This is a genomic window from Puniceibacterium confluentis, assembly GCF_007923445.1.
Taxonomy (GTDB): Bacteria; Pseudomonadota; Alphaproteobacteria; order Rhodobacterales; family Rhodobacteraceae; genus Puniceibacterium; species Puniceibacterium confluentis.
Window position 1 is genome coordinate 18,023 of sequence record NZ_VOJI01000010.1, and the last position, 12,224, is coordinate 30,246.

Here is a 12,224-nt window from a genome sequence, read left to right on the forward strand (position 1 = left end):
GTCCGGTGCGGCGCTCCGGGGCGGCCCCGGTCTCCTCGCGTCGTACGGTGGCCGGTTGATAGGCCTTGAACCTGTCACCAACCTGTCACACCCTGTCACGCCTGTCGCCGGAAAGCCGCAGGCGTCGGGATCGGACCATTTGGGGGGGAGGACATGCGGGTGTTGCTGGTCGAGGATACGCGCGACGTCGCCGAGGCCATTGCCATTCAGCTCAACCGTTCGGGCATGGCCTGCGACATGGCCACGGACCTGGACGAGGCGCGCGGCTTTGTCGCCGTGCAGGGCTATGACGTGATCGTGCTGGACATCAATCTGCCCGACGGGTTGGGCACCGAACTGCTGCAAGAGCTGCGCGGGCGCGGTCTGCGCACGCCGGTGATCATGCTCACCGCGCTGTTTTCGGTCGATGACCGGGTGTCGGCGCTCAACCTTGGCGCCGACGACTACCTGGTGAAACCCTTTGATCAGCGGGAACTCGAGGCGCGTATCCATGCGCTGTGCCGCCGCGAGCAGGGTCCGAAAAGCGAAGATGTCACTCTGGGCGATCTGGTGTTCAACCCCACGGCGCGCGTGGTGACGCTGCGGGGACAGCCGCTGCCCCTGACCCGGCGGGAATTCGCGCTGCTGGGCCTGCTGATCCGCAACCGTGGCACCCTGATGGACAAGGAGCGGCTGTATGAGCGGCTGTTCTCGTTCGACGATGCCGATGTGGGTCTGAACGCGGTCGAGCTCTACATCGCGCGGCTGCGCAAGAAGCTGGCGGCAAGCGACGTGCGGATAGAGACCCAGCGCGGGCTTGGTTACCGGATTCTGGTCGATGAATAGCCACATCCCGCGCTGGCAGATGTCGCTGGTCGCCCGCGTGGCGCTGGCGGTGGCGCTGCTGCTGGCGGTGGGCGGCGTCCTGGTGTCGGTCGCGGCCTTTGCGTATGGGCGGCAGGCGGCACAGGATGCCTATGACCGGCTGCTGGTCGGCGCGGCCGCCGATATTGCGGCGTCGATTTCGGTCGACGGCGGCAACCTTGTGGTGGATCTGCCGGTCTCGGCGTTTCAGCTGCTGGCGCTGGCGCCGGATGACCGCATCGCCTACCGCGTGACCGGGCCCACCGGTGCGGTTCTGACCGGTTATGGCGACCTGCCCGACCCGCCCGAAACCGCGGGGGCAAGCCCTGCGTTCTACGACGCGGCGTTTTCCGGAGAACCTGCGCGCTATGCCGCGATCACCCGGCGGTTTGCAGAACGCAACATCTCGGGCCCGGTCGAGGTGATTGTCGGCCAGACCCTGCGGGCGCGGCGGGCGCTGGCGCTGGACATCACCCGGCGTGCGCTGGTGCTGCTGGCCGGAGCCGGGGTGCTGATGTCGCTGCTTGCGGTCTTTGTGGTGCGTTCGGCGCTACGGCCGCTGGACCGTCTGGCCGAGGCGGTGGCGCAGCGCGACCCCTATGACCTCACGCCGATCCGGGCGCCGGTGCCCAGAGAAGCCGAAGCGATGGTGGGGGCGTTGAACGGTTTCATGGGCCGGATCGACCAGCAGGTGCGCGCGATGCGGGGGCTGATCTCGGACACCGCGCATCAGCTGCGCACGCCGGTGGCGGCGCTGCGGGCGCAGGCCGATCTGGTGGCGGGCGAACCCGACGGCGCCCGACGTGACGCCATCGTGACGCGGATACACCGGCGCACCGTCGATCTGGGCCACCTGCTGGACCAGATGCTGAGCCGGGCGCTGGTGATCCATCGCGCCGAATCGCAGCGCCGCGAGACCGTGGACCTGCGCGACGCCGCCCTCGAGGTGGTCGAGGCGGGGGATTTTGCGCTGACGGCCCCGGGGGTCGAGATCCGGCTGATCATCGGCGAGGATGCGGTGCCGGTGCTGGGCGATCTGCTGTCGCTGACCGAAGCGGCCAAGAACCTGCTGGGCAATGCGGTGAAACACGGCGCGGCGCCGGTGCGGGTCGGTGCCTCGGTTGCGGGGGGACAGGCGCTGCTCTGGGTCGAGGACGGCGGCAGCGGTCCGGCGCCGGAATACATCACCCGTCTCGGCAGCCGCTTTGCCCATGACAGCGTGTCGCGGGGGGACGGGTCAGGACTTGGGCTGGCGATTGCCGCAGCGGTGGCGCAGGCCTACGGCGGCGCATTGGCACTGGAGCGGGTCGAGACCGGTTTTCGCGCCGCGCTGGTGCTGCCGCTGGCGGAGGGCGCGTCATGAGATGGCTGACACTCTGGCTGTGCCTGCTGTCGCTGCCCGCAACCGCGCAGGAAGAGCGCCGGAGCTTTGGCGACGCGGCGGCACCGGTGCGCCTGCTGGTCCGCTCCACCACCGATATCGCCGTCTTCGGCCCGGTGATCGACGCATATCTGGCCACCCGGCCCGGTCTGGCGGTCGACTACGAGCAATGGGGATCGAACGCCCTGTTCGACCTCAGCCTCGCGGACTGTTCGGCGGACCGGGCAGGTGCGGATGTGGTGATTTCGTCGGGGGTGCACCAGATGGTGCAGCTGGTGAACAATGCCTGCGCCGCGCCGCATGTTTCAAGCCAGACAACCGCCCTGCCCGCCGCGCTGCGCTGGCGTGACGAGTTGTGGGGGATCACCCGCGAGGCGGCGGTGATGGCCTACAACCGCGACCTGGTGCCCGCCGGTGAAGTGCCGCTGACCCGGTTTGACCTGCTTGACCTGCTGCGCCCGCCGGACTCGCGGTATGCCGGCCGGGTTGCCACCTACGATGTCGAGGCGTCGGGGCTGGGGTATCTGTTTGCCTTTTCCGATGCCCGCGAAGCCACGACCTTTGGCGCCCTGCTGGAAAGTCTGGGGCGCACCGGCGCGGTGGCGACCTGCTGTTCCGCCGAGATCATCGCCGGGGTGGCCGAGGGGACATACCTCATCGCCTACAATGTGCTGGGGTCTTATGCCCAGGTGGCGGCGCAGGCCGACCCGCGCATCGGCATCGTGCTGCCGCAGGACTACACTCTGGTGTTGTCGCGGGCACTGATGATCCCGAAACAGGCCGTGCACCGGCAGCAGGCGGCGGCGCTGCTCGACTTTCTGCTCTCCGACGCCGGACGCGACGTGCTGACGGACGTGCTGCTGATCAATCCGCTGACCGACAAGGCCAGCGCCGAGGAACGCGCCCCGGTGTCGGAAACGGCGCTGCGGCCGATCGGGCTGTCACCGGCACTGATCGTGGCGCTGGACCAGCAGAAACGGGCGCAGTTCATCCGCCGCTGGCGCGAGAACTTTTCGCGTGACGTCCGGCCCTAGACGCTCTGGCCCTAGACGCTCTGGCCCGGAGCCGCGATGGCCCGGACCGGAGCAAACAGCGGCCAGGCGACGCCGCCACGTCGGCAGGGCTCAGGCCGCGGCCAATCCCAGGATGTCGCGCGCCTGCTGGAAAGTCGCCACCGGGCGTGCGTATTTCTCGCACAACCGCACAGCCCGCTCGACAAGTGCCGCGTTTGACGGCGCAAGGGTGTCGCGGTCGATGCGGACGTTGTCTTCGAGACCGGTACGGGTGTGCCCGCCCAGCTCAATGGACCATTCGTTGATCTCGGCCTGATGGCGGCCGATGCCGGCAGCGCACCAATCCGCATCCGGGGCCAGCCGCTCGACGGTCTTGATGTAGAACTCAAAGGTGTCGCGGTCGGCGGGCATGGCATTCTTCACCCCCATCACGAACTGCACATACAGCCGACCCGGAATCCGCCCGTCGCGGTTCATCTCTGCCGCCTTGTGGATGTGCGACAGGTCAAACGCCTCGATCTCGGGCTTGACGTTGTAGGTCCTCATTTCCGCGGCCAGCCAGTCGACCAGATCCGGCGGGTTTTCGTAGACCCGCGACGGAAAGTTGTTCGAGCCGACCGACAGGGACGCCATGTCGGGACGCAGGGACAACATGCCCCCCCGGGCCTGCCCGGCCCCCGATCGGCCGCCGGTGGACAGCTGCACGATCATGCCGGGGCAGTGTTTGCGCAGGCCGTCGAGCAGCAGCCCAAACTTTTCCGGGTCCGAGGTGGTGGTTTCGTCATCGTTGCGCACATGGCAGTGGGCAATGCTGGCCCCGGCCTCGAACGCTTCCTGGGTGCTTTCGATCTGTTCGGTAATTGTAATCGGCACCGCGGGGTTGTCGGCTTTTTTGGGCACCGACCCGGTGATCGCGACACATATGATGCAGGGTTTGGTCATGTTCAGCTCTCAGATGTCAAAAAAGATGGTTTCCTGCGCGCCTTGCAGGTGGATGTCGAAACGGTACACGCCATTGCCTTCGGGCTGGGCCAGCAGGGTGGGAATGCGCTGGCTGTGCTCGAGTCGGGACAGGATCGGATCCTGGGCGTTGGCCGCGTCTTCGTCGGCAAAGTACATCCGCGTGTGCAGGCCAAGGTTGATGCCGCGCGCCACGATCCAGAAGGTCACGTGCGGCGCCTGTTTGCGGCCATCCGGCCAGGAAACCGCCCCGGGCTTCACCGTTTCAAAGGTGAATTCACCCGTCGCCATGTCACCGGCAGACCGGCCCCAGCCGGTAAAGGCCGCGTCGCCGCCCTGCCCGGCGAATTTGCCCGCCGCGTCTGCCTGCCAGACCTCGACCAGCGCGTCACGCAACGCGGTTCCGGCGCCGTCATGCACCGTGCCCTTGATGGTGATGCGTTCGCCGGCGGCATCGCCGGTGATCATCCTTGTGCCCAGATCCTCGGGGTAGATGCCGGTGATGCCCGAAAAGTTGGGCGTGCAGCCGATGTGGACGTAAGGCCCCGCCGTCTGGGACGGGCTTTCGCGCAGAATGTCGAGCTTCTGTACCATTCAAAGTCCCTCCGGCCGGTTTTCAAAATGCGTCTGGCGGCGGCCACGCAGCACGATGTCGAACTTGTAGGCCAGACTGTCCATCGGGATCGCCCGCGACATGTCCAGTGCCGCCACCAGCGATTCGATCCCGGCGCGCGACGGGATGGTGTCGACGATGGGACACTTCCAGATCAGCGGGTCACCTTCAAAGTACATCTGGGTGATCAGCCGTTGGGCAAAGCTGTGGCCGAAGACGGAAAAATGGATATGCGCCGGGCGCCAGTCGGCCATCGTGTTGGGCCAGGGATAGGGCCCCGGCTGGATGGTGCGGAATTCGTAGAACCCGTGTTCGTCGGTCACCACCCGCCCGCAACCGCCGAAATTCGGGTCAAGCGGGGCGAGATAGCTTTCCTTCTTGTGGCGGTATCGGCCACCGGCATTGGCCTGCCAGACCTCGACCAGGGTATTGGGCACCGGACGGCCGCATTCATCCAGCACCCGGCCATGGACGATGATGCGCGGCCCCACCGCACTTTCGCCCGGTTTGGCAAAGTTGTGGATCAGGTCGCCGTCCTGCGGCCCCAGCATGTCGTCGCGGAACACCGGCCCGGATTCCTCGGACGGCGAGGTCGGAAAGCTCAGCGGTGCAAACGACGGCGAGCGTTTGACCGAGGTCTTGTAGCCCGGCGTCAGCGCGGGCGGGTGCCAGCGCCGGTCACGGGGGATAAATCCGGTCATGTGTTCTCCTCCATTTCCGACCAGGTCTGTTTGGCCAGTTTGATCGCATGGTTGGCCTTGGGCACTCCGGCGTAGATCGCCACGTGCTGAAACGCTTCCTGCACGTCGGACTTGCTGGCCCCGGTCCGGGCGCAGGCGCGGATGTGCATCGGGATTTCTTCGAAATTGCCGGTCGCGGCCAGCAGTGCCAGGGTGAGCATCGAGCGCTCGCGGCGCGTGATGTTGTCCGACGCCCAGACCGTGCCCCAGGCGCTTTCGGTGATTAGCGTCTGGAATGGCTTGTCAAAATCGGATTTCGCGGCTTCGGCGCGGTCGACATGGGCGTCGCCCAGCACCGACCGGCGCACGGTCATGCCGGTGTCATATCGTTCAGTCATCAGCGGGCCTTTCAATAGGGCAGTCCAACATAGTTCTGCGCCATCGCCGCCTGTGCGGCGGGGTTCGAGCGCAGGAATTCCAGTTCCGCACGTTGCATCCGCAGGTCGAACGCGCTCATCTGCGGAAAGCGGTGCAGCGTCGAGGTCATCCACCACGAGAAACGCTCGGCCTTCCAGACGCGGGCCAGGGCGGTGGCGGAGTACTGCGCCAGCGGTCGGCTGTCGTTGTCGGCAAACCGCGCCCTGAGCGCCTGATAAAGGTAGTGCACATCCGACGCTGCGGTGTTCAGCCCCTTGGCGCCGGTGGGCGGCACGATATGGGCGGCATCTCCGCACAGGAACAGGCGGCCATACTGCATCGGTTCGACCACAAAGGAGCGCAGCGGCGCGATGGATTTCTCGATCGACGGGCCGGTCTGCAGCTTGGCGGCGAATTCCGGCGGGATGCGTTGGCTCAGGGTGTCCCAGAACCGGTCGTCGGACCAGTCGGCGATATCGTCATCCACCGGCGCCTGCACATAGTAGCGGGACAGGTGGTCGTTGCGCATCGAGCAGAGCGCAAAGCCCTGCGGCGAATTGGCGTAGATCAGTTCGTGATGTACCGGCGCCGTCTGTGACAGAATGCCGAGCCAGCCGAAGGGGTAGACCTTTTCAAAGGTCCGGCGCTTGTCCTGCGGGATCGACTGGCGCGAGACGCCGTGAAATCCGTCACAGCCCGCGATGTAGTCGCAGGTGATGTCATGCTCGGTGCCGCCACAGGAAAAGGTCACGCGCGCGCGGGTTGCGCCGTCAAGCTCGGCATTGTGGATCTGCACGTCCTCGACATTGAAAAACGTCGTTCCGCCGGTCTTTTCGCGGGCATCGTACAGGTCGCGTGTGACTTCGGTCTGCCCGTAGACCACCACGGGGTGTTCGGTGTGTTCGGTGAAATTGATGCGGAAATGCTGGTCGTCATAGCTGATGACCGTACCGTCGTGGCGAAAGCCCTCGGTGTCGATGCGGGTCTCGACCTGCGCTTGCGCAAGCAGCGAAATCAGCCCCCGTTCCAGCACACCGGCGCGGATGCGACCCAACACATATTCGCGCGTCTTGCGTTCCAGAACGACCACCTCGATCCCCTGCACATGCAACAGTTGCGCAAGCAGGAGCCCCGATGGGCCTCCACCGATAATGACGACTTGGGTTTGCATAGTATCCTCCGTTAAGGCAGTAGATACTGAACCGTAATGATATGTAAAATGACATTTCATGCCAATTGATTGCCGAAATGGACAAGTAAAATGATTGACCGTCGCATCAAGTTTCGCCACATCGAGTGTTTTGCCACCATCCAGCGGCACGGCAGCCTGAAGCGCGCCTGCACGGTGCTGAACCTGACCCAGCCGGCGCTGTCGAAAACGCTGAAAGAGCTGGAGGAGATCCTCGGCGCCACCCTGATGCTGCGCGACCGGGGCGGCGTGCGGCTGACGCCCGAAGGCCGGGTGTTCCTGGAGTTCGCCGAGATGAGCCTGGCCGCCCTGCAACGCGGCGTGGATGGCGTGGCATCGCTGCGCGAATCCGGCGGCGCGGTATTGCGAGTCGGAACCTTGCCAAGCGTGGCGGCGCGGCTGCTGCCCCACGCGGTGGCCAGGTTCCGCACCCTGGCACCGGATGTGGTGCTGGAATTGCAGGACGGGCCACACGGGCATCTGACAGCGCAGCTTCGCGCGGGCACCGTTGACCTGGTGATCGGGCGGCTGGGCGCGCCCGGGACCATGATGGGGCTGTCCTTTACCCAGCTGTATCTGGAACGGGTCGTGTTCGTGGTGCGCCCCGGGCACCCGTTGCTGGCGCGCAACGCGCTGGAACTGGCCTCCATCGCACAATGGCCGGTGATTCATCCACCCGCCGATGCCGCCATCAGGCCCTTGGTCGAGCGGTTGCTGATCGCGCAGGGGGTGCCACCGCTGCGCAACCGCATCGAGTCGGTTTCGGGAGCTTTCGGGCGCAATTTCGTCCGCGCATCGGATGCGGTCTGGATCATTTCCGAGGGCGTCGTGGCGCAGGATATCGCCGAGGCGCGGCTGTGTGCCCTGCCGCTGGACACCACGCTGACGGACGGGCCGGTCGGGCTGATGACGCGACCGGACGACACGCCATCGCGCGCCCGGCAGATGTTTGTCAGTGCGCTGGAACAGGCCGCCGGCGCGATCCGGGGCGATGGCGCAGACTAGGCGGCGCGGACCGGGGGGGAACGGTCTGGGCGCCCTGTCCGCCGCCTTCAGATCAGGTCGAGGTCGCGGGCCAGCATGGCGGCGTGGGTACGGTTGCGGGCGCCAAGCTTGCGGCTCAGGGTCTTGACGTACAACTTGACCGTGACCTCTTGCAGCGCATGGTCGCGGGCGATTTCCTTGTTCGACTGGCCGGCGCAGATTCCGGCAAGCACCTGAGATTCGCGACCGGACAACACGATGGTCGGTGGCTCGTCCGGCTCGGCTGTCAGAAACGCAACCGGTGCATAGATTTCGCCCGCCGCCATGAACCGCGCGGCAGACAACAACGACCGTGCCCCCAGAGTCTTGGGAATAAAGCCACGGGCACCGGCCTGCAGCGCCCGCTCGGCCACCTGGCGTTTGGCTGTTCCGGACAGAATGGCAACCGGATGGCCATCGTTCGCAGCAATCATCTGCGTCAGCCCCTCCAGCCCGTTCATTCCCGGCATGGCATAATCGAGCAGCACAAGGTCGAAGGCGCCACTGCGCCGCACCTCTGCGATCGCCTCGTCCAGAGACGCGACCGAACGCACATCCTGAATGTCGTCGCCATGCAGATACGCGGCGATGGTCTCTCGTACAAGATCGTGGTCATCTGCAACGAGAATGCGCATCTGCGGTTTTTCCTCCGGTCATCCAGTCACGACAGCCAACTTAGAACCCGGCTGTAAACAAACCACCCATGCAAGGAAACGAATATTTTGTGACGGCCCGGCCGAATCCAGGGTCAAACCGCGTTCGGGAAGGGACTCTGGCAGCGCGCACACCCTGTCCTAAAGCATAGTCGTTAAACGACTTTTGGATAGGTGATATAGTTCCTATGCTGTGCCAAAGTGGCAGTGACCGGAAGGACAGGCTTAATTGAGACAACGTGGCGTCACATTGGCCATGTGCATGGCCCTTTGCAGCGGATCAGCCGCGGCAGAGACCTTGCCGCAGCCCGAGGGACAGGTTCTGCTGACGATTACCGGCGCGATCGAATCCACCAATCACGACGGGTCTGCCGAGTTCGACCTGGCAATGCTGCGCCAGATCGGCGTGACGGCATTTGAGACCGCGACAATCTGGAACGACGGGCGGCAACGATTTGAGGGGGTCACCCTTGCCGCGCTGCTGGCCGAACTCGGTGTGCGCGACGGCACGCTGAACGCGCAGGCGGTGAACAATTACAGCATCGAGATCCCCGTGGACGAAGCCGTGCCCGGCGGCCCGCTGATTGCGTGGTCGCGCAATGGCAAAAGCATGAGCCTGCGTGACAAGGGTCCGCTGTGGCTGGTCTATCCTTATGATACCGATCCGGCGTATCAATCCGAAGTGACCTTTGCGCGCAGCGTCTGGCAATTGAACCGGATCGACGTGCAGCGCCCATAACAGGGGAGCCGCCGGATGCCACCCATTCTCGCCCGGCAGAACATGCCGCAGTTGCTGCGGCGCGCCGCGCTGACATTGGCGGCGGGCCTGATGGTGGCAGGCATCCTGGTGCTTGGCGCATCGGTGCGCAAAGAGCTGCAGGCATTGGCGACCACAGGGTCCGACAACATCGAATGGGCACTGAGCCAGGCTGAGGTCGAAGCCATCGCCCTGTCACAGGAAGCGCTGACAGCGTCGCACGCGCCGGACGTCCCGCTCGATCTGGTACGGCTGCGGTTCGATCTGCTCTACAGCCGGGTCAAAGTGTTGGAGGAGGGGCCGCTGTTTGCGGGCTTGCGCACCGACCCGGAAGTGGCAAAGGGTCTGGCGCGGGTCGAGACCTTTCTCATGAACACCGCTCCGCTGATCGACGGACCCGAGGCGCAACTGCGGCCCTTGCTGACGCGTCTGTCGAGCCAGGCTGAAACCGCGCGGCACGACCTGCGCGACATCGCCCTGCAAGGCATCGCGCATTTTGCCGAGATCTCGGACGTGCGGCGCGAAAAGGTGGCGGCCACTCTGCGCCGGGTCGCGGCGCTCACGGTGGCGCTGGTGGCGCTTCTGGGGATCACCGTCATGGCGTTGATGCGGCTGAACCTGCTGAACCACCGGGTCGCGGAATCCGAGCGGCAGACCCGGTCGCGGTTACAGGCCATTCTGACCACAGCGCTGGACGGAATACTTGTGACCGACCGCAACGGTGTGCTGCGTGGCTGCAATACCGCGGCGGAACGCATGTTCGGCTATCCCCGCGACTCGCTGCTGGAGCTGTCTCTGAGCGATCTGGTGATGCCCGACGCCCTGCCCGGGGGATTGGCCCCGCTCAGCGGTCAGGGCCTGGTCCAGTGTCAGGCGCGCCACAGCGACGGGGCGGCGTTTCCGATCGAAATGTCGGTCTCGGCTGCCGAAGGTCCGGATTCACCAATCCACGTCGCCTTTGTGCGCAACATCTCGAACCGGGTGGCCGCCGAAAAGGCGCTGCGCCGCGCCCATGACATTGCCGTTGCCGGCGATCAGGCCAAGGCCGATCTGCTGGCCGTGATGAGCCACGAGATGCGCACGCCTCTGAACGGTTTGCTTGGGACGCTGGATCTGTTGCGGCGCGAGGAACTGAACGACCGGATGAAGCGGTATGCCGCGATCATGGAGCGGTCGGGGCAGTTGCTGCTGCGCCATGTCGAGGACGTGCTGGGCATTGCCCAGGCCGAAGCCGGGCAGCTGACGGTGCTGCCGGAACCGCTGGACCTGAACGCGCTGATAGCCGAACTGGTCGAAGCGCAGGCGGGACAGGCAGAGCAGCACGGCAACCAGCTGATCGCCGGCGCCCCGGAGGCAGCTCTGGCGCAGGCCTGGGGCGATCCGCTGCGGTTGCGTCAGATGCTTCTGAACCTGATTGGCAACGCATTGAAATTCACTGAAAACGGCACCGTGACGGTCGAGGCCGAGGCGCTGGACGGGCTGTCGCTGGTCGAATTGCGGGTGATTGATACCGGAATCGGCATCACCGAAGTCAACCGCGCCCGGATCTTCGAGGATTTTGTCACCCTGGATGCCTCGTACAGGCGGTCAAACGGCGGCACCGGGCTGGGCCTGGGCATCACGCGGCGCATGGTGCAGGCGATGGCAGGCGAGATCGGGGTCGAAAGCGAGCCCGGCGAGGGCAGCCTGTTCTGGATCCGCCTGCCGCTGGCCCCGCCGGTCGATGGCGCCAAAGAGCCTGACTGCGATGTGCCGCGGGGGCTGCGGGTCTTGCTGGTCGAAGATGATCAGATCAACCGCTTCGTGGCGCGCGACATGCTGGAAAGCGACGGCCACGTCGTGACCGAGGCCACGGATGGCGCCAAGGGCGTGGCCGAGGCCGAGTGCGCGCGCTTTGATCTGATCCTCATGGATGTGAGCATGCCGCAGATGGACGGTGTGCGCGCCACCCGTGAAATCCGGGCTGGCGGCGGGCCATCCGCACAGTCGCCGATCCTGGGCCTGACCGCCCACGCCCAGCCCGCCGAGGTCGAGCGGTTCCGCAACGCCGGGATGACCGAAGTGCTGCAAAAGCCGGTGACACAGGCGGTGTTGCGCCGGATGATCGCCCGCGCGCTCAAGGCTTCCGGCAGCGACACTTTCCAGTCCGGCCAGGTGGCTGCGTGGCAGGCACGGTCCACGCCCTTGCTGGCGTCGCGGATCCGCGCCGAGTTGCGCGCAGCAGTGGGAGAGCACAAATTCGCCCAGTTGAATGACGCGTTCATTCAGGATGCGGTCCGGTTTTTCAGCGCACCTCCAGACGATCTCGCCCTTCAGGCGCACCGGCTGGCGGGCGTTGCCGCGGTATTGGGCGCGCAGGCGCTCAATGTGCAATTGCAGGCCCTGGAAAGCGCCGCCGGGAATCCGGAGGAGGTGGCCGATGCCTTGAGGGCGGCCAGAGAATGCTGGCTACAAACCCTGTCGCAGGTGACCGACGGCGACACGGAATCAAGGTAATTTCCTGCTTTTTCCGGCGGGACGAACGGCCAGGGAAGTCCACGATTCCGGCCCGGCGCCTGTTTTGCGCAGAAGTGACCCCGTCACCTGTCCGGTTGCGGACCGCGGGCGCCCGGACTCCTGGCACCGGCATTCAGCACAGGTCGCGACGCCACAGGCCAACGGGGCGCCGACATGCGCGGCGCCGCCATAGCCCGCT

12 protein-coding genes are annotated in these 12,224 nt (G+C 65.6%); 6 read left to right on the forward strand and 6 right to left on the reverse strand.

Annotated elements, in window-relative coordinates; genetic code table 11:
- Window positions 1-153 precede the first annotated feature (153 nt).
- From FOY53_RS12520 to FOY53_RS12530, 3 genes are read left to right on the forward strand one after another with little or no spacing between them, the layout of a single operon-like run.
- Entirely contained in the window at window positions 154-825 is a 672-nt protein-coding gene (locus FOY53_RS12520; protein WP_146589313.1) for a response regulator transcription factor, read from the forward strand.
- Window positions 818-2,206 carry a sensor histidine kinase gene (locus tag FOY53_RS12525; protein ID WP_146589315.1) on the forward strand — a complete coding sequence of 463 codons (1,389 nt, stop codon included), beginning with the start codon at window positions 818-820 and terminating at the stop codon, window positions 2,204-2,206. Before FOY53_RS12520 ends, FOY53_RS12525 begins: the two co-directional genes overlap by 8 nt.
- Window positions 2,203-3,258 carry an ABC transporter substrate-binding protein gene (locus tag FOY53_RS12530; RefSeq protein ID WP_146589317.1) on the forward strand — a complete coding sequence of 352 codons (1,056 nt, stop codon included), beginning with the start codon at window positions 2,203-2,205 and terminating at the stop codon, window positions 3,256-3,258. Before FOY53_RS12525 ends, FOY53_RS12530 begins: the two co-directional genes overlap by 4 nt.
- Window positions 3,259-3,348: 90 nt before the next feature.
- Here FOY53_RS12530 and FOY53_RS12535 read toward each other — a convergent pair whose 3' ends face one another.
- Genes FOY53_RS12535 through pobA form a run of 5 tightly spaced genes read right to left on the reverse strand, consistent with a single transcriptional unit; the run spans window position 3,349 to window position 7,078 of the window.
- Entirely contained in the window at window positions 3,349-4,179 is an 831-nt protein-coding gene (locus FOY53_RS12535; RefSeq protein ID WP_146589319.1) for a 3-oxoadipate:acetyl-CoA acetyltransferase, read from the reverse strand.
- Window positions 4,180-4,188: 9 nt separating this feature from the next.
- On the reverse strand, window positions 4,189-4,791 hold the full coding sequence (gene pcaG / locus FOY53_RS12540) for a protocatechuate 3,4-dioxygenase subunit alpha (protein WP_146589321.1): 603 nt from the start codon (window positions 4,789-4,791) through the stop codon (window positions 4,189-4,191).
- Complete coding sequence (gene pcaH, locus FOY53_RS12545; protein ID WP_146589323.1) at window positions 4,792-5,511, reverse strand: protocatechuate 3,4-dioxygenase subunit beta; 720 nt, start codon at window positions 5,509-5,511, stop codon at window positions 4,792-4,794.
- The gene (pcaC, locus tag FOY53_RS12550; protein WP_146589325.1) at window positions 5,508-5,888 is read right to left on the reverse strand and encodes a 4-carboxymuconolactone decarboxylase; all 381 of its coding nucleotides are present in this window, start codon (window positions 5,886-5,888) and stop codon (window positions 5,508-5,510) included. The genes pcaH and pcaC overlap by 4 nt, the downstream gene beginning before the upstream one ends.
- Before the next feature lie 11 nt (window positions 5,889-5,899).
- Entirely contained in the window at window positions 5,900-7,078 is a 1,179-nt protein-coding gene (pobA, locus tag FOY53_RS12555) for a 4-hydroxybenzoate 3-monooxygenase (protein ID WP_146589327.1), read from the reverse strand.
- A 90-nt stretch (window positions 7,079-7,168) separates the two neighbouring features.
- Between pobA and pcaQ the strand changes: the two genes are divergently transcribed.
- Entirely contained in the window at window positions 7,169-8,101 is a 933-nt protein-coding gene (pcaQ, locus tag FOY53_RS12560) for a pca operon transcription factor PcaQ (protein ID WP_146589330.1), read from the forward strand.
- A 47-nt stretch (window positions 8,102-8,148) separates the two neighbouring features.
- On the opposite strand, the gene FOY53_RS12565 is transcribed toward pcaQ, so the two are convergent.
- Window positions 8,149-8,754: a response regulator transcription factor gene (locus tag FOY53_RS12565; protein WP_146589332.1), complete on the reverse strand. Its 606-nt coding sequence runs from the start codon at window positions 8,752-8,754 to the stop codon at window positions 8,149-8,151.
- 274 nt (window positions 8,755-9,028) lie between these two features.
- Here FOY53_RS12565 and FOY53_RS12570 point away from each other — a divergent pair, with 274 nt between their 5' ends.
- Window positions 9,029-9,511 carry a putative pterin-binding protein gene (locus tag FOY53_RS12570; RefSeq protein WP_146589334.1) on the forward strand — a complete coding sequence of 161 codons (483 nt, stop codon included), beginning with the start codon at window positions 9,029-9,031 and terminating at the stop codon, window positions 9,509-9,511.
- A gap of 15 nt (window positions 9,512-9,526) precedes the next feature.
- Window positions 9,527-12,025: a hybrid sensor histidine kinase/response regulator gene (locus FOY53_RS12575; RefSeq protein ID WP_146589336.1), complete on the forward strand. Its 2,499-nt coding sequence runs from the start codon at window positions 9,527-9,529 to the stop codon at window positions 12,023-12,025.
- Window positions 12,026-12,224: the final 199 nt, after the last annotated feature.